Source organism: Pectobacterium peruviense (genome assembly GCF_003312355.2).
In the GTDB taxonomy this organism is placed as follows: Bacteria; Pseudomonadota; Gammaproteobacteria; order Enterobacterales; family Enterobacteriaceae; genus Pectobacterium; species Pectobacterium peruviense.
This window is the reverse complement of sequence record NZ_CP161826.1, coordinates 2,026,053-2,043,890: the sequence shown is the minus strand read 5'-3', so window position 1 is coordinate 2,043,890 and position 17,838 is coordinate 2,026,053. Positions and strand designations below refer to the sequence as shown.

The 17,838-nt window shown below is 52.9% G+C and carries 18 protein-coding genes; 4 read left to right on the top strand and 14 right to left on the bottom strand.

All coding sequences use genetic code 11. The annotated features are described in order from the left end of the window. The first annotated feature begins 224 nt into the window (after positions 1-224). Positions 225-440 carry an osmotically-inducible lipoprotein OsmB gene (gene osmB, locus DUT67_RS09320; protein ID WP_048259859.1) on the top strand — a complete coding sequence of 72 codons (216 nt, stop codon included), beginning with the start codon at positions 225-227 and terminating at the stop codon, positions 438-440. Positions 441-498: 58 nt separating this feature from the next. Here osmB and yciH read toward each other — a convergent pair whose 3' ends face one another. The 4 genes from yciH to DUT67_RS09300 all read right to left on the bottom strand — a co-directional run bounded on the left by yciH (position 499) and on the right by DUT67_RS09300 (position 3,241). Beyond that, positions 499-828 (bottom strand): stress response translation initiation inhibitor YciH, encoded by a 330-nt coding sequence (gene yciH, locus DUT67_RS09315; RefSeq protein ID WP_113631617.1) that lies wholly within the window; start codon positions 826-828, stop codon positions 499-501. After that, positions 825-1,568, bottom strand: coding sequence for an orotidine-5'-phosphate decarboxylase (gene pyrF, locus DUT67_RS09310; RefSeq protein WP_113631616.1), 744 nt, complete (start codon positions 1,566-1,568; stop codon positions 825-827). Before pyrF ends, yciH begins: the two co-directional genes overlap by 4 nt. 182 nt (positions 1,569-1,750) lie before the next feature. After that, complete coding sequence (gene lapB / locus DUT67_RS09305; protein ID WP_113627873.1) at positions 1,751-2,920, bottom strand: lipopolysaccharide assembly protein LapB; 1,170 nt, start codon at positions 2,918-2,920, stop codon at positions 1,751-1,753. 12 nt (positions 2,921-2,932) lie between these two features. After that, on the bottom strand, positions 2,933-3,241 hold the full coding sequence (locus tag DUT67_RS09300) for a LapA family protein (protein ID WP_113631615.1): 309 nt from the start codon (positions 3,239-3,241) through the stop codon (positions 2,933-2,935). Positions 3,242-3,425: 184 nt separating this feature from the next. Between DUT67_RS09300 and DUT67_RS09295 the strand changes: the two genes are divergently transcribed. After that, positions 3,426-4,370, top strand: a complete 945-nt coding sequence (locus DUT67_RS09295) for a sugar-binding transcriptional regulator (RefSeq protein WP_113631614.1) — start codon at positions 3,426-3,428, stop codon at positions 4,368-4,370. Between the two features lie 113 nt (positions 4,371-4,483). Here DUT67_RS09295 and DUT67_RS09290 read toward each other — a convergent pair whose 3' ends face one another. From DUT67_RS09290 to pgpB, 9 genes are all read right to left on the bottom strand, one after another. Beyond that, on the bottom strand, positions 4,484-5,482 hold the full coding sequence (locus DUT67_RS09290) for a sugar phosphate isomerase/epimerase (protein WP_103860499.1): 999 nt from the start codon (positions 5,480-5,482) through the stop codon (positions 4,484-4,486). Between the two features lie 98 nt (positions 5,483-5,580). Continuing rightward, complete coding sequence (locus DUT67_RS09285) at positions 5,581-7,071, bottom strand: glycerol kinase (protein WP_113631613.1); 1,491 nt, start codon at positions 7,069-7,071, stop codon at positions 5,581-5,583. 2 nt (positions 7,072-7,073) lie between these two features. After that, a complete protein-coding gene (locus DUT67_RS09280) occupies positions 7,074-8,018 on the bottom strand; it encodes a transketolase family protein (RefSeq protein ID WP_113631612.1) in 945 nt (314 codons plus the stop codon). Continuing rightward, the gene (locus DUT67_RS09275) at positions 8,011-8,841 is read right to left on the bottom strand and encodes a transketolase (protein WP_113631611.1); all 831 of its coding nucleotides are present in this window, start codon (positions 8,839-8,841) and stop codon (positions 8,011-8,013) included. Before DUT67_RS09275 ends, DUT67_RS09280 begins: the two co-directional genes overlap by 8 nt. A 205-nt stretch (positions 8,842-9,046) precedes the next feature. After that, positions 9,047-10,144: an ABC transporter permease gene (locus tag DUT67_RS09270; RefSeq protein WP_113631610.1), complete on the bottom strand. Its 1,098-nt coding sequence runs from the start codon at positions 10,142-10,144 to the stop codon at positions 9,047-9,049. A gap of 1 nt (position 10,145) precedes the next feature. Then, the gene (locus DUT67_RS09265) at positions 10,146-11,735 is read right to left on the bottom strand and encodes a sugar ABC transporter ATP-binding protein (protein WP_113631651.1); all 1,590 of its coding nucleotides are present in this window, start codon (positions 11,733-11,735) and stop codon (positions 10,146-10,148) included. Further along, positions 11,735-12,367 (bottom strand): DUF2291 family protein, encoded by a 633-nt coding sequence (locus tag DUT67_RS09260; RefSeq protein WP_113631609.1) that lies wholly within the window; start codon positions 12,365-12,367, stop codon positions 11,735-11,737. Before DUT67_RS09260 ends, DUT67_RS09265 begins: the two co-directional genes overlap by 1 nt. Before the next feature lie 44 nt (positions 12,368-12,411). Beyond that, positions 12,412-13,353 carry a D-ribose ABC transporter substrate-binding protein gene (locus tag DUT67_RS09255; RefSeq protein WP_189339463.1) on the bottom strand — a complete coding sequence of 314 codons (942 nt, stop codon included), beginning with the start codon at positions 13,351-13,353 and terminating at the stop codon, positions 12,412-12,414. Between the two features lie 301 nt (positions 13,354-13,654). Continuing rightward, positions 13,655-14,431 (bottom strand): phosphatidylglycerophosphatase B, encoded by a 777-nt coding sequence (gene pgpB / locus DUT67_RS09250; RefSeq protein ID WP_113631608.1) that lies wholly within the window; start codon positions 14,429-14,431, stop codon positions 13,655-13,657. Positions 14,432-14,704: 273 nt separating this feature from the next. Here pgpB and ribA point away from each other — a divergent pair, with 273 nt between their 5' ends. Next, positions 14,705-15,298, top strand: a complete 594-nt coding sequence (gene ribA, locus DUT67_RS09245) for a GTP cyclohydrolase II (protein ID WP_113631607.1) — start codon at positions 14,705-14,707, stop codon at positions 15,296-15,298. Between the two features lie 75 nt (positions 15,299-15,373). Here the strand turns inward: ribA and DUT67_RS09240 are convergent, their stop codons facing one another. After that, entirely contained in the window at positions 15,374-17,008 is a 1,635-nt protein-coding gene (locus DUT67_RS09240) for an ABC transporter substrate-binding protein (RefSeq protein WP_113631606.1), read from the bottom strand. Between the two features lie 297 nt (positions 17,009-17,305). Here DUT67_RS09240 and DUT67_RS09235 point away from each other — a divergent pair, with 297 nt between their 5' ends. Further along, the gene (locus DUT67_RS09235; protein WP_048259792.1) at positions 17,306-17,836 is read left to right on the top strand and encodes a hypothetical protein; all 531 of its coding nucleotides are present in this window, start codon (positions 17,306-17,308) and stop codon (positions 17,834-17,836) included. The last annotated feature ends 2 nt before the right edge of the window (positions 17,837-17,838 follow it).

Sequence of the window (17,838 nt, the reverse complement as noted above, 5' to 3'; positions counted from 1 at the left end):
CACGCCACAGAGTTGAGCAAAAAACAGCCAAATTTATCAATTATTGCTATCGTTAAGGTAACGTAGGGGAATTAAGAGTTTTTACCTGTTGCAGTTTTTCCCGATGATTATACTTGTCATCACGCGGTAAAGGGCTCGGTTTCTTTATTTAATACCGTATAAAGCACTTTGTTCGATATTTTCCTCACAAGAAACGTGAGGCCAAGAGCAGAAAGGGGAAGAAAATGAAATTAAACAAACGCGTTGCAACGGCCGCTCTGGCAATTACGCTTGCTGTTACGCTTGCAGGCTGTTCAAACATGTCCAAACGTGACCGCAATACCGCCATTGGCGCTGGTGCGGGGGCGGTAGGTGGGGCTATCTTAACGGATGGCGGAACATTAGGAACGCTGGGCGGTGCCGCTATCGGCGGGCTGATTGGCCGTCAGGTCGATAAATAACGAATTTATAGCAGCAGGTTAACGGGAGTAAACCTGCTGCTCTCATACTCACGATACTTTAGCCGCCAGCGAGCTTGACCTTCATCCCTTTCGCTTCAAGAAGCTGTTTTAGCAGGTCGCGCTTGTCTCCCTGAATTTCGATCACGCCTTCTTTTACGGAGCCGCCGCAGCCGCACTTTTTCTTCAATTCAGCAGCCAGCTTATCCAACGCTGCATCGTCAAGATCGAGACCGCTAACCAGACATACGCCCTTCCCTTTGCGTCCACTCGTCTGACGCTGGATGCGCACGATACCATCGCCTTTCGGCCGAGCGACCTTTTCTTCTTCCGGCGTAATGCGCCCAGTTTCTGTAGAGTAAACCAGTTGGCTGTTCTTATCATGATTCATGATGCAGAACCATTTAACAGCGACGCGCGAATATCACGCAGCGTCTGAGCCGGATCGGACGATTGGGTGATCGGACGCCCAATAACCATATAATCCACGCCTGCCTGTTGCGCCTGAACGGGCGTCATGATGCGGCGCTGATCGCCAACATCACTGCCTGCGGGACGAATTCCCGGCGTGACCAGTTGAAATGCCTGACCACATACCTGCTTCAACCGCTGCGCTTCGTGTGCGGAACACACCACGCCATCCAGCCCGCTGTTATGCGTTAACACAGCCAGCCTTTCCGCCTGCTCAGCCGGGCTGACGGTAATACCAAGTCCGCGCAAATCGTCTTCATCCATGCTGGTTAACACGGTCACGGCGATCAGCAGCGGAGCATCTTTACCAAACGGCACCAGCGCTTCTTTCGCCGCAGTCATCATGCGAGAACCACCACTGGCATGCACATTCACCATCCACACGTCAAGATCGGCCGCTGCCGCCACGGCATGCGCAACGGTGTTCGGAATATCGTGGAATTTCAAATCGAGAAACACATCAAAGCCGCGCTGTTGTAGCGTCTGCACGAATTGTGGACCAAATAAGGTAAACATCTCTTTGCCTACCTTTAAACGGCAATCCTGCGGATCGATACGGTCAACAAACGACAGCGCCGCATCTTGACTGGCATAGTCCAGCGCGACAACAATTGGGGATGATACCGTTTGATTCTTTTGCTGTAGATTCTCGTTTTTCATTCGTCACCCAGTCTCTAGCGAAGCCAAAATTCCCGCCGCATTCTACATCCCCCGCCCGCGAAATCCCAGCCGCCTGAAGAGCAATGCGGTTAAAGACGTCTACTGAAACGGAGATCACACACAATCTTTAGTATGTTGTAACTAAAACACATTAAAAAATAACGACTCGATATAGCAAGAGGCTATTGTCCGTCTAATCCACGGATCGGCTTTACACTGGCCCAGGTACGGCAAGAAGGACATTGCCAATAGAGTGATTGTGACGTGAAGCCGCATTTACGGCAGTTGTAGCGGGGTTTGGTACGAATCTGCTCACCGACCATGTCGCGCAGCACCACAAGGCTTTCTTTTGCTCGGCCGTCTTCCGCTTCATGCAGGTGGAAATCCATCAGGCGATGGAACACACGCATCGTCGGGTGGCGTTGCAGCTGGCGATTGATGTAGACCTGCGCAACCTCAGCCCCCTCTTCCCTTTCGAGAATATCGGCCAGCATCAATTCCGCCGTCGCTCCGGTATTTTCTTCCACGCAGCGTTTGAGGAAATGCGCCCAATCCAGAGTGTTACCTAAATGCTGATAGCACTCCTGTAGCATCGGTAATGTTTCACTGACCAGCTCTTTATCCTGATCGAGAACCTGCCGCAAGGCTTCCACCGCGCGTGAATAATCCTGCTGAGCCATGTAGATGCGCCCCAGCATAATGGACGCACGAGCGCACTGATTGTCCGCCGCAGCCCCTTTCTTCAGGAACGTTAACGCTTTATCCAGATCGTCACTGCCCATCGCCAGCAGCGCTAACTCGCAGTAAAAATGAGCGATGTCCACGCGAAGCTCATCTTTCCCCATCTTGACCAGTTTTTCCGCAACATCTATCGCCGTCTGCCAGTCGCTGGTGGCCTGATGGATCTGCAATAGCTGCTGCAAAGCGCTACGTCGAAAATCTTCTTCATCCACCAGTTGGTTGAAAATCTCTTCGGCACGGTCATACAGCCCAGCAGCCATGTAGTCACGGCCAAGCTGTTGTACCGCCAGCAGGCGTTGTTCAAAGGTTAACGATGCACTTTCGGTCAGCGCCTGATGGATGCGGATCGCGCGGTCAACTTCACCGCGTGAACGAAACAGGTTGCCAAGTGTAAGATGGGCTTCAAAGGTATTGCTGTCGTCCTTGAGCATGTCGAGGAACAGTTCCACAGCCTTATCCTGTTGATTGGACAACAGGAAGTTAACCCCGGTGACATACTCGCGGGACAGGCGGTTGGATTCCTGCTCTTTGTCCTGCTGCGCACTTCTGCGACCCATGTACCAGCCGTACGCGGCGGCCACGGGCAGCAACAGAAACAGCAGTTCTAACATAGAGAGAATTCCTTAGTGGGTGACCGTCTGCACTGGCACCACATTCTCCTCGGTGGTGGAGGTAGAAAGCTGTTGTTCCAGACGCTTGATTTTACGTAGTGCTCGGCCAAGCGCAATGCGTTGACGCAGATAAAACAGACCGCAGATAACCCAGCCAAGGACAAAGCCCAGAGCAAACAGCGTGGCAAGCAGCGTGGAGATTCGATACTCCCCCTGCGCCAGCAGGTAGTTAAATGTCACAACCTGATCGTTGTGCGCACCCAGTGTGACAGAAATGATGAATATCGCTAGCACGAGTAAAAAAATCAGCAAATATTTCACATTTTCCTTCCTGTGATATCCATTAACCGGATGAATTATGCCAAATTTTGGCGACAAACCCCATTAAATTACCATGTCCAGCACAGACAGGGAAATCCAGAACCACACTCCACTGCCGTCTATGCTTGTTATTTATTCTGTACTGAATAAAAATGACAGCAGCGTGCTAGCAAGGGGAAAAGTCATGTCAAAACAGGACGAACAGCGATTATTGGTCAAGATCGCTACGCTCTATTATAGCGAAGGGATGAAACAAGCAGAAATTGCCGCCTCACTCCATTTGTCACAGTCTTTTGTCTCGCGTGCGATCACACGCAGTGTTAAAGAATGTGTGGTCAAAATCAGTGTAATTCAACCCCCGAACATGTTCATGGGGCTGGAGTCTGCCATTCAGAAGCGCTACAGCATCGATCAGGCCATCGTAGTGGACGTCGCCGACAACGCCACGCTGACGCAAATCAAGCAGGCGATTGGTTCCGCTGCGGCGCACTATGTTCAAACCAGTATCCGCCCTGACGATCTGGTCGGTATCTCATCCTGGAGTAGCACACTGCGGGCGATGGTGGACAATCTACATCCACAAAGTGTGAAGGCGCAGGGCGTCATCCAACTGTTGGGTGGCGTGGGACCGAATGGAAATGTGCAGGCGACCATCCTGACACAAACGCTGGCTAACCAATTAAGTTGCCCGGCCTATCTCTTACCGGCACAGAGCATTGAACGTTCGGTGGAAGATCGCGCTCGTTTGGTGACCAGCGATGAAGTTTCCAGCGTAGTCGATAAGTTCAGCGAAGTGAGCCTGGCACTGGTGGGCATCGGCGTGCTGGAACCGTCACAATTGCTGAAAAACTCCGGTAACTATTATCACGAAGCAATGCTGCAACAGTTGGCGGAACGCGGTGCCGTCGGTGATTTATGCCTGCATTACTACAACGCGGAAGGCGAGCCAGTGTTGCAGGATGATGAAGATCCGGTGATTGGCATGGCGTTACCACAGTTGCGTCAGTGCCCACGCGTGGTCGCGTTGGCGGGTGGTGTCGAAAAAAGCGCGGCCATTCGCGGCGCGTTAATCGGCCACTATATTGACGTATTAATTACCGACCGATTAACCGCTGAGACGCTGATCTAACGCATTGCACACCCAGCGATTTGTGACGCTGGGTGTGCGGTATCAATCAACGCTAGTTGGAATGTCAGGCACAGGCGCACCCCCTGCTCCGCGTCTGACAAGCCGTGCCGCTGCTACTCGCTAACGTTAATGGATGACAACAGCGCGTCCTGCACAATCCGCTGCGCCTGTAACGGGTTTTGTGCTTCCTGTGCCGCCTGAAGCGCAGGAATATCCAGCTTGTCCAGTGCACGATAGATGTGCTTCAGGAAACGGATGGACAGTTGCGCCGCCTCAACGTGATTCTCACGGAACGGGAACTGATCGAGCTGCCAGACGCCCTGCCAATTGTTGATTTTCAGCACGTAGAAGAATTCGAAGATCTCGGTCATGTGCACCGTGCCAACCACCAAATCGTCATCCCAGCCGCGCAGGTTGTCGTTCACATCCATGCCGAACAGCCGGCCGCGATCGATAATCAACTGGGCAGAATCGGCTGGTGATTCGCCGCCATACAGCGCATGCCCGAAGTCCAGCAGCACGCCGACGTTATCCAGCCCGATGTCTTCAATACCTAGCAACGTTCTCGCAGCGGAATCCCAAGTCATTTTCACGCGCGGTTCACGCGGCTTGTATTCGATGGCGAATTTCACATCGGGATTAGCTCCCGCCAGATCGCGCATGCCATCAACTGCCAATTTCCACAGATTTTTATGACTGACCTGAAACGGATAATCCCAACCATCCTGTCCCGGCCAGACTTTGACGTAATTCGCGCCGAGTTCACGCACAATGCCAGCAGATTCGTGCATCAGTTCAAATGCCGCAGCCCGCGCGGCCGGATCGGGGTTGGTGAAGGCGCCACGCGACCACTTTTGCAGGTAAATTTCCGGCGTGATGCCAATTGCTTTCAACCCTGCATCCTTCAGCGCATCTTTCACTTCGCTTAGTGTGACGCCCGGCGTGAAGGGATAAGGCAAGTCGACATACGATAGCTCGCCGACCTCTTTCGCTGCTTTGATCTGATCGATCGTGCTCAATGCAGGGCCGTAGCCGTCCACCGCGTAGCGGTCGATATAGTTCGCAAAATGCCACAAACCGGCACCAAATTCAGGGTAGTTATACGTTGCCATAAAAGTCACCTCTTTGATTTATAAGGTATTGATCTGCTTATCTTTCTTGCGTATCGGATAGGTTTTTACGGTTAACCCTTTCTTACTGCTAAAAATGATCATGATTCAGGCCGCAAACGTGCACGCGCCACCGCCGTGCGCCACTGTTGATAGCTCTCAAGAATGGCCTGATTTGTCGTCGACGGTTCGATGACTTCCACCTCTCTCGGCAGTGCGGCGATCTGTTCGTTGTGCTCCCACCATCCCAACATCTTGCCGCCCAGATAGGCCGCTCCCAGCGCCGACACTTCCGCGTTGTGATTGCGAATCAGAGGACGTTGTAATAAATCGGCCTGAAACTGCATCAGCCAGCGGTTTTGCGTCGCACCACCGTCAACACGCAGGGCGGGTAAAGCGGCTTGCGATGCTTGCTCCATAGCGAAAAAAACGTCCGCAATTTGATACGCAATCGCTTCAAGCCCAGCGCGAGCAATGATGGCGGGTGTAGTGGCGTCGCATAAACCACACAGCAGGCCGCGCGCTTGTACGTCCCAATAGGGCGCGCCCAGCCCAGATAAAGCAGGAACAAAGAAGACGCCTTGATTCGATTCGGCGCTAAGCGCCAGTTCGGTGAGTTGCGTAACGGAAGGGACGCCCAGCATCTGACCAATCCAGGCAAATCCCGAGCCGGTATGAGTGATATTGCCTTCCAATGCGTAGCGCAGTTCGCCATCGTGCCAGGCAATGGTGGTGCTGAGCCCTGCGGCATGCTGATGCGGTGTGTTGATGGTGGTCATCAGCGATGAGCCGGTGCCGTATGTCGCCTTGATTTCGCCACTTTGGGTGATGCCTTGACCGTACAGCGCAGCATGGGAATCCCCAATCAGCGCCACAAGCGGTACGCCAGCGGCAAGCCCACTGATGCCCGTCACGCCGGTGTGACCGTGTAACGCCGAGGAAGGCATGACAGCAGGCAGACAAACGCTGGGGATACCGAACAGCGCCAGCAGATCCTCATCCCAGCAGCCGCGGTGAATATTAAACAGTTGGGTTCTCGCCGCGTTGGAATAGTCGGTGGAGAACGCCCGCCCCCCGCTAAACTGCCAGTTAAGCCAGCAATCCACCGTTCCGATGCACAACTCACCTTGCATTGCACGGGCGACACCGTTTGGCAATTCCGCCAGCATGGTATGCAGTTTAGCGGCGGGAAAAAGCGGATCGACTTGCAGCCCGGTACGGGATTCGATCAGACGTGCCTCAGCGCTTCCTTGTAATGCCTGACAGAATTTCTCCGCACGGCGATCTTGCCAACTGACCAATGGCGTCAGCGGCTTTCCGGTTTGCCTTTCCCAAATCAGCACCGACTCACGCTGATTGCTGATGGCAACGCCTACCACCTGAGCGCGGTGTAATGATGACAGGCACGCCTCTGCCGCCTGACAAACCGCACGCCAGATCGCCATCGCATCCTGTTCGGCTCTGCCCGGCTGCGGGTGCGTGACCTGCAAAGCAACCGACGCTTTAGCCAGAATGCGCCCCCGCTCATCGACGGCAATCGCCTTGGCGTTCGTCGTCCCTTCATCGATTGCCAAAATAACCGGCGTAAACATCATCAGCCTCCCGGACAAAGACGCAGTGCCGCGTTGACAATGCCCGTCGCGTCCAGCCCGTGATGCGACCGCATCGCGCTCCGATCGGCAGCAATCGCGTATTGGCCATCAGGAATCCCCAACCGCACCAGAGGAATTCCACTACCTGCTTCCGCCAATACTTCCGCAACCAGACTCCCTGCACCGCCGTTGACGTTATGTTCCTCGACGGTGATGACGCGAGGTGTTTCGCTCAGAATTTCAAGCAATTGCTGAGTATTACACGGCCGGATAGAGGAAAGATTAACCACCGTAGCGGAGAGTCCTTTTTCTGCTAATAATTCAGCAGCCGTCACAATTTCATGTACGGTCGACCCCAATCCGACCAGTGTGATATCACAGCCTTTGCGCAGTACATCGATCTGTCCCGGCACAAAGCGATAGTGCTCATCATGCAAAGCAGGCAGCGGTTTCCCATCAAGGCGAATATAGACTGGCCCCTGATGCGCAAACGCATAATCAATAATCTGGCGACATTCTTCTGGACTGGATGGCGCGTAGATCTCAATATTGCCAAACCCTCTCAGCACCGCGATGTCATCAATACTGTGGTGCGTGCTGGCGAGTGGGCCGTAGCTACAACCCGCATTAAGCCCAAACAGCTTAACGTTGCTGTTGTTGTAGCAAACGTCGACTTTGAGCTGTTCGTTGGCGCGGGAGATCAGGAACGGTGCCGCGTTGCAGGTCACCGCAATCTTGCCGCCGATGGACAGCCCTACCGCCGTTCCCACCATCGTTTGTTCGGCAATCCCCACGTTGACGATGCGGTCGGGGAAACGCTGTATGAACGGTGAAATCTTCGCCGTGGAGGTCGAATCCGCCAACACAGGCACTACATCAATCCCCTGTTCGACGGCCTTAATGAACTGCTCGACCATGACGGTTGCCAGATGCTCTGCGCTACTCATCTTTTAATTCCTCCAACGCCAGTGCAATTTCTTCGCCTTTCGGCACCCGGTGGTGCCATTCAGGCCGCCCCTGAATAAACGATACGCCCGCCCCTTTTTCCGTATTGGCAATCACCACATTCGGCTTGCCATTGCGCGGTAGATTCTCCAACGTCTCCACCACCGAGCGCATGTCATTACCCGCGCATTCCGTCACCTGTAGGCCAAATGCCTGCCACTTTTCCGCCAGCGGATCCGTGTTCATGATGGAGCAGGTCGTTCCCGCGAGTTGCAGCTTGTTCTTGTCATTGATGATGATCAGGTTATCCAACTGGTAATGTGCCGCCGCCAGCGCCGCTTCCCAGTTGCTGCCTTCCGCCAGCTCGCCGTCGCCCGTCAGGACAAACACCCGACGCGGGCTGTTGTCGCGTTTCGCCGCTAGTGCAATGCCGACGGCAACCGGCAGCCCGTGTCCCAACGCCCCCGTGTTCAGCTCAATCCCCGGCGTCTTGTGCTTGACCGGATGCCCCGGCAAATGCGAATCAGGGTGCTGATAGGTTGCCAGCCACGACTCCGGAAAATAGCCCGCTTCTGCCAGGCAACAGTAATAACCGCCAACCGCATGGCCTTTTGACTGGATGTAAATGTCACGCTGCGGATCCTGAAGGCGATCCGGCTCACAGTTCAGAATGCGGAAATACAGCGCCGTCAGAATCTCCACCTGTGACAGATCTGCACCCGTATGTCCGCCAGCCGGACTATTGGCATTCAGATGAATAATGCGGCGACGAATGGCGCGGGCTTTGTGCGTCAGCGCCTCCACCGACAATGAGTACGGATTCATACCTCACCTCGCTTGAATTTTTACTCAAAAACGAATATTTATTCATATCAAATCAAAAAAAATTGCGCTTAAATCAGGCCTCGGTATGTCTACCGACATCGCTCCCGCCACAACCCAACGCCCCGTGCTATCTGCTCTTAAATACACCCACTCTTAAATACATTTACGCTTAAATGCTATCGACACTTAATGCACCTACGCCTGATTAAGCGCCTTCCGCCGCAGCCTTCTGTGACACAATCGCGGCCTTGTGCTGCATACGGTTTTGCATCTGGTCGATAATCACCGCCACAATAATGACGATGCCTTTAATCACCATCTGCCAGAATTCACTCACGCCCATCATCACCAGTCCGTCGGCAAGAATCCCGATGACAAATGCACCAATCAGCGTGCCCAGAATAGTGCCGCGCCCACCCGCCAATGACGTTCCGCCAAGAACCACAGCAGCAATCGCGTTCATTTCAAAAGCGGTGCCCGTCGCCGGATGGCTGGCGACCAGTTGAGAGGACACCACGATGCCCGCGATAGCCGCACAGAAGCCGGAAATGGTGTAAACCCAGACTTTGACCTGGCGAACCTTGACGCCGGAAAGCTCAGCGGCACGTTCGTTATCGCCAATCGCATAGACATGGCGACCAAACGGCAGGCGACGTGCCACGTAGGCAATCACCAGAGCCAGCACCAACATCAGCCAGATGGCGAGCGGCAATCCCAAAACCGTGCCGGAACCAATCAGCTCAAAGCCGGTATTGCCCAACTGCGGATTACCGCCTAAGCCTGGGAACGTTTCTCCACCGGAAATCAGCATCGATGCCCCACGCACGATATACATCGTGCCCAGCGTGCAGATAAAGGGCGCAACGTTATACCGCGTGATAATCCAGCCATTGATGGCACCGATGAGCGCACCAATCAGCAACACGACGGGCACAATGACCCACACACTGGGGAAAATCGCGATGCCAAATATAGGCAGCACAATGCCCTGAGTAATCATGTAACCCGCCACCATGCCGCACAGCCCCAGCGTGGCTCCGATTGACAGGTCAATCCCAGCGGTAATGATCACAAACGTGATCCCTAATGCCAGAAACGCATTGATAGCAATGTGCTTCACCATGATGATCAGGCTGCCTGTCGCCAAAAATCCGGGCACCGTGAAGGCAAAGAACCCCAGAATCAGGAACAGCGCGATAAACGTGCGCAGCCTGAGGATCAACAGCAGAATGCTCTCTCGTGAGCGTACAAACTTACCCGGTGATAGCGCGCCCGACGCTGCCGGAAGGTGAGTCGTTTTCATGTCAGAACCCTTGTGCACTTGCCGAAACCAATGCCGACTCGCTGGCCGACTGACGCACGATATTCGCCGTCAGCTTGCCATTCGACATCACCAAAATACGGTCCGATACCGCCATAATCTCTTTCAGATCCGAGGTGGAAAACAGCACGCCGATGCCCTGTTCGGACAGCCCAACCATCATTTCAAACACATCGGCCTTGGCCCCCACATCAATACCGCGCGTCGGTTCATCCAGTAACAGCACTTTGGGACTGGTCAGCAACGAGCGGCCAATCACCACTTTTTGCTGGTTGCCGCCGCTGAGCGCCTGAATCTCTACCTCAGGTGAAGACACTTTGATCGCTAACCGCCCAATCGTGCTAGCAACCACCTCTTGCTCCTGCCGCTGGAAGATCGCCATGCCGTATTTCAGCCGCCGCCACAGGCTGGCGATGGTGAGATTGGACGCCACCGACGAGAGCGGAAAGATGCCAGTTTTTTTGCGATCTTCCGGCACCAGACTCATTCCCATACGAATGCGCTGCGCGGTAGAAAGCCGCGGGCTAACCGGTTTGCTATCGAGATAAATCTTGCCCAGATAATCATTCTGAATGCCCAATAGACACTCAAAAAGTTCGGTGCGTCCTGCTCCCATCAGCCCGTAAATGCCGACGATTTCCCCTTCACGAACCATCAGCGAGACATCGTTAACGACCTGATGTCCTGCATCATTGAGGCAGGTAAGGTGTTCAGCCTCCAATATCGGCGCACCGAACGTTCTGCCCGGATGCAGGAAACTGGTGACAGGGTCACCGCCGAGCATTTCCCGAACGATCCACGGCACGTCAATGTCGCTGACCGCCGCTTCCGCCTGAAAACAGCCGTCACGCAGGATAGTGATGTAGTCGCCAATCGCCATCAGCTCTTCCAACCGATGCGAAATGTAGATGATGGAAACATTCTGACGAGTCAGCTCGCGGATCACGCGAAACAGAATCTCCACTTCGGTTTTGCTTAGCGCGGAGGTCGGTTCATCCAGAATCAGAATGTCGGCCTGATCCGCCAGCGCCTTGGCGATTTCCACCAACTGCTGCTGGCCGACTTTCAGGCTGGCAACCTCGGTGCGCGGCGAAATGTCCTGATCGAGACGCGCCATCAGCTCAGCCGCAATCCGCTCCTGTCCCAGATAATCGATAGGTGCAACACCCTTTTGCCGTTCCCGCCCCAGGAAGATGTTCTCCGCCACACTCAGATTCTCGGACAGGTTAAGTTCCTGATGCACCATGCCGATGCCTTTCGACGCCGCATCGCGCGTATCCGCGATACGCACCGCGGTGCCATTCAACAGAATCTGGCCAGACGTCGGCTGTTGCACACCAGCCAGAATCTTCATCAACGTCGATTTACCCGCCCCGTTCTCACCAATGATCACGTTGACCTTGCCGCGATAAACGTTGTAATCGACGTTATCCAGTGCTTTGGTGCCGGGAAACAGCATGGTGATGCCTCGGGTCGCCATCACGATGTCGGGTTGGGTAATATTCTTGGATTCGCTAACATTGTCGGGTCGGCTAACCGCGTCTGATTGCATAGCCGCATCTGAACGTTCCATCATGGCGTCCCTCCACTGCTCGCTCCGGTCAGATTTAACGTCATCGGCACGGCATCGCTGATGTCCTGTTTGGTCAACACCAGCGCCGCCAGTACGTTAACGGGTTTACCCTGCACACTTGCATCCAACGCTGGTAACGACGCGATCGCTTTGTTATTCAGCGCGCGTGCCAGTTGGGCAAACTGCACTTGATTCTTGAAGTCATCAAAACGGATAAACCCTGCTGCATCACGAATCGCGTTGCCTTTAACAATGGGCCCTAACTGAAGCGTGACGGCGTCACCTTGCACCTCAAGCGTCAATTTTCCTTCGCGACTTTCCCGGCCAACCCCGCTGACCGTGCCCTGAAGGCGTGCGTAGACGGCTTTACGTGCGGTTCCCTCCAGCGCTGCCTGTGCTTTCTTCAGCTCATCCCAGGATAGCGCCTGCTGCTGTGCCGCTGGGAGCAGTGTGGGTTGCCACAGCGCAGTCGCGATGCTCTCTGGTGTCATGGTGCTATAGCCTGGCGTAGCCGCGGGATCGACCGGAATAATCGGCTTACCGTTCTCATCCAGATCGACCACCGTACAGGCAGACAGCAGCAAGGCGCAGAACCCGACCCAGCAGGCGCGATATCGTTCATCAAACAACATAACGACTCCTCTATCAGCAGGCGCTCACGCGCCCGCTGCCTCGATTACGGTTTCAACGCAAAGGTGTTGAGTTTGTTCGCGTTAGACTCATCGATAAGAATGCAGTCCATCAGCTGTTTTTCATCGTGCTGTGCCTTGCCGTTTTTCAGGTAGTAATCCGCCTGTTCAACCGCCATCTGCGCCTGTTGCCAGCCGGGTTGCAGCACTGTGGCTTTGATATTGCCTTTATTGATGATGGAATCGCGCACGTAGTCGCTGCCGTCAAAGCCCACCACAATCACATCGTGACGCCCCGCCGCTTTCAGCGCCGCTTCTGCACCTAGCGCCATGGTGTCGTTGCCGGAAATCACGCCGGTGATATCGGGGTTCGCCTGCAAGATGGCTTCCATGCGGGTAAACGCTTCCGTCTGACTCCAGTTCGCCGTTTGTCTGGCGACGCGATTCATGTCGCTGTATTGATCGATCACATCGTGGTAGCCCTGCGAACGAACGTGCGCATTGGTGTCCGACTCACGACCAATCAGTTCAACGTACTTGCCTTTCTGGCCCATCAGTGCGACGAATTTCTCCGCGCCGAGCTGCGCGCCCTGATAGTTATTGGAAACGATCTGCGCCACGGCCACGCCGGTTTCATTGATTTCACGGTCAATCAGGAAAGCGGGAATGCCAGCGGCTTTCGCCTTCTTCAACGGGCCAATGGTGGCATCAGCTCCCGCATTATCCAGAATGATAGCTTTCGCCTTGCGGGCAATCGCAGTTTCAATCAGTTGGTTTTGTTTGCTGACGTCATCGTCATGCGACGCCACCAGCGTGGTGTACCCCAGTTCGATGGCTTTAGTTCTGGCACCTTCGGCTTCCGCTTTAAAAAACGGATTATCGTGTGAAGGGGTAATAATGGCGATCAGGCCGTTATCTGCGGCGAACGCGCCAGCAGAGAGGGAAAACATGATGGCTAGCAGGGAGGATTTCAGACGGTAAGGTTTCATTGTTATTCTCCTGTTTGAATATATATTCAATATTGAATTAACATTCAAATGAAGTTTTACAACCAACCGAAAAATTGTCCAACAGCAAAAACAGGAATAGCGAGGCAGCTCACAAATTGTTTACATTTTGCGCGAGGAGATAACGGTGGGGACGGGGAATAAATGAAAACGAGGGAGAAATTTTTAACGTTGCGTCAGCAACGGCCCGCAGGGTGACGGACAAGGGAGTCCGTCATAAAAATGCGGATGAACGATGTCATCCGCAAGGTACGAACTACAGGCGATTACTCACGCCAGAGGGCTACGAGGATTTATTCTCAGCGGCATCTTCTTCCGCCTGTTCTTTAATCTCTTCCTGCTGGAGCGACAGCGGGCCACACCAGCGCTGTGCCAGCCAACTGGCAACCACAACCAGCAGCCAGCTGATTAACGTCGCCACCACCAGATCCTGCGGCCAATGCATACCGAGTACCAGACGGCTGCCCATGACGCCGTTGGCCCAGAGCATTAGGATTACTACCGTTTTATAATGCCGACGTGCCCACAGTAACCCGACGCCCAGCAGCGCCCAGGTCGCGGCAAACATGGTATGCCCCGAAGGGAAAGCAAAACCGGTTTCAAACTGCCAGTGGCTGCGTAGCCACTGCGGAATCTGCGTTTGATCCTGCAACTGCGTTTTAACCAGCTCCGAGCGTTCCTTGCGCGGCAACGAGTAGAAATAGCTATCGTTAACCTGATGATTTTTCTCCAGCCAAACGACATAGGGTCGCGATTCCTGTACCCATTCTTTAATCACCGATTTGATGCCCTGCCCAATCAGCACTGTAATCGCCATAATGACCAACAGACCGAGCGCTGGCTTCAGGCGAAAACGCAGGCACCAGAGAAACCAGATACTTAGCACGATGCTAGTCAGAATGCCCCACGGCGATGTCACTGTCTCGGTGATCCAAAAAAGTACGCGCAACCAGAGTCCACCATACTCCGGCTGCCACTGCCAACCGCTCATCCAGATAATCATTGGCATAATCAGTAATAGCACTGCGCCAATGGTTGTTCGTTTGGCAATTTCGTACATAATTTCTTCCCATAATTCAGCATGATGCTTTGCAACAAAACTTTCACAATTCTATCAGAAAATCCGACATGAACTGTCAGTATGGCGTAAAATAGCGCTCAGTTCTGTCAACGAACCTGAAACCAAACCGCGGTCAGGCCACGTTATAATTCAATTTTTGTGACGTTCTTAGACAGGCTTTTTTGCTGGTCAAGCGCGATAGGTCGCAGTAGGATTCGCCTCAGCACTTTTTGGGACACAGCTTTTTTGGACACAGCTTTTTGGGAGAAAAGTATGCAGCTAAAACGGGTGGCGGAAGCCAAATTACCCACTCCGTGGGGCGATTTTCTGATGGTAGGTTTTGAAGAAATCGCCACGGGTCACGATCACCTTGCTCTGGTCTATGGTGATATTTCCGGTTCAGTTCCCGTACTTGCTCGCGTGCATTCCGAGTGCCTGACGGGGGATGCCCTGTTTAGCCTGCGCTGTGACTGTGGCTTCCAGCTTGAAGCCGCATTAGGCAACATCGCCGAAGAAGGTCGCGGCGTGCTGTTATACCATCGTCAGGAAGGCCGGAATATCGGGCTGCTCAATAAAATCCGCGCTTATGCGTTGCAGGATCTGGGAGCCGATACGGTGGAAGCGAATAACCAGCTTGGGTTCGCCGCCGATGAGCGCGATTTCACGCTATGCGCAGACATGTTCAAGCTGCTGGGTGTCGATGAAGTTCGCCTGCTGACCAACAACCCGCAGAAAGTGAAAATCCTCAACGAGGCAGGCATCAATATCGTCGAACGTGTGCCATTAATCGTCGGACGTAACCCGAAGAATGAGCACTATCTGGCAACCAAAGCCGCCAAAATGGGGCACATGCTGGATATAAAATAACGATCCCACGTTTCGTTCTGAGATCGTTTGCTTCAATGACCACAGCCGGTTTTTCACCGGCTGTTTTATTTTAGATTAGTGCTTAATGATGTAAATATCTTGCGTGTAATAATCGCCGCGAACATTGGGCGAAAAGCCACCGATATACGTCTTAACCATCTGCGGCTGAACATAGTAATAGATGGGTAATAATGGAGTATTGTTATCTAAAATATCCGAGGCCTGTTGATAAATAGCCTCTTTATCATGCTTATCTTTGACCATCAGCGCCTTTTTCAGCAACGCATCATACTGTGCATTACTAAATTTACCGTTGTTGTTGCTGTCGTTGGTTTCCAGCGTATTCAAGAACGTACTGGCTTCATTGTAATCCCCAGTCCAAGACTGTCTGACCACTTCAAAATTACCCGTACGTACGGTATCCAACATGGTCTTCCATTCCTGATTTTGCAGCGTTACTTCCAGACCAAGGTTCTTCTTCCACATTGAACTGGCGGCAATTGCCACGCGCAAATGCGACTCGGACGTGTTGTAAAGCAGATTGAGTTTCAGCGGATGTTTCTCATCAAACCCAGCCTCTTTCAACAATTTCTTCGCCTCGTCGTTACGCTGCTGCTGTGTCCAGCTTGCCCACTCGGGATCCTTACGTTGGAATCCCCCGACATTTTTGGGAATCAAGCTGTAAGCGGGCGTCTGCCCCATGCCTAGCACATTGTTTGCGATGATATCTTTATCCACGCTGAGATCCAGTGCACGGCGAACGCGTGAATCATCAAAAGGCGCTTTCTTCGTATTGAAACGATAGAAATAGGTGCCAATCTGTGGCGCAACCCTCACTTCTTGCGGGTATTCTTTTTTCAATGATGCAAACTGAATGGGCGATAAAAGCCCCGTGACATCAATTTCACCCGATTTATAACGATTCAGCTCCGCCGCCTGCGAGCTGATCGGCAGATACGTGACTTTGTTAATTACGGTATGCGCATCATCCCAATATTGGCTATTGCGCTTGCCAACAATGCGTTCGTTCACCACCCATTCACTCAGCGTATAAGGGCCGCTGCTGACAAAATTCCCAACCTGCGTCCAGTTTTCTGGATGCTTTTCAATGACGGCTTTCGGCAATGGCACCAGAACATGATAAGCCGACATTTCCAGGAAATAAGACAATGGGTGTTCCAGCGTCACTTCAACCGTATGGCTATCCAGCGCCTTTATGCCCAGCGTATCGGGTGCCTTTTTGCCCGCCATAATATCTGCCGCATTCTTCACGTACATACTGGCGACATAGCTGCCGTAAGGTGACAGCGTTTTAGGATCGCCAAGGCGTCGCCAGCTGTAAACCACATCATCCGCAGTAATCGGTGAACCATCGGACCATTTGGCATCGGGACGCAGGTGGAATGTCCACACCGTGTTGTCTTTATTATCCCAGCGCTCGGCCAGTCGCGGCTGGATAATACCGTCATCACCCACGCGCACCAGATTATCGAAGAAGTCATTGATAATGTGACCTTCAACGTCACTTTCTACCTTATGCGGATCCAACGATGCCGGCTCTGATCCATTGCCTCGCACCAGTTCTTGTTTCTCCGCTAGTGCCGTTCCGGCAGGAACCTGTGCCGCAAAAACCGATGTCATTGTTCCCGTCGCGCATAGCGTAAGAAGCAGTAGCGAGTGTTTAAAACGTTTTTTGATTACAGCATTCATATAACCTCCTGTTATATCCCCGTCATTATTCAAACGACGTTGGCGTTGTAGTCGGGGCATGGCTGGGCAATAATTTTTACTTATTCCCCATGTAGTTAGCGTCAATACAACATAACCACAATTTGCCGGAGGATACGAGAATTTCATGTAGGAAAAAGTGCGCTGGCACACCAAGACGAATATCTCGTTCTTCGTTGCCAGAAAGGGAAGCGCTATTATGTCTGGATTAACGCTTCATTTTGAACGAGCAATAGTCCAAGCTATAAACCTACCTAGCTATAACAAATGGAGATTGTTATGGATGATCGAAAAGAAGGAAGTTTACGACTGCTTACGTCTGGTGAAATCAGGCTGGCTAAATCTATTTTTGGCGATTCGATCCACTACCACACAGTCTGGATTCATCACGACAGTTATCTTCCTTTCGGCCTTCAAGATAAAAATACGGCGATGAGCCCGAATGGAGAATTGTACTTTCGGGCATGGTATAGCGACGATTTTTCCCTCACGAGTATGTCCAGCCAACATCTCTTTATTCACGAAATGAGCCATGTCTGGCAGCGTGAGCGAGGTATGAATGTCATAGTTAGAGGCTTAGTTAGCTGGGCCGTCAGTTATCGCTACCAGTTTGGTAACCGCACGTTACGATCCTACCCAATGGAACAGCAGGCACAGATAATCGCTGACTATTTCGTTTTAAAAACCTACGGCTATCAAGCGTGGAAAATGTTGAGAGCGCGCGGCGATGTCACCCTTGATGGCGATATTTCTGAGGCCGTAATACGCCAGCACTATCAAAAAACCATGCAATTCTTTCCCTGGAATTAACG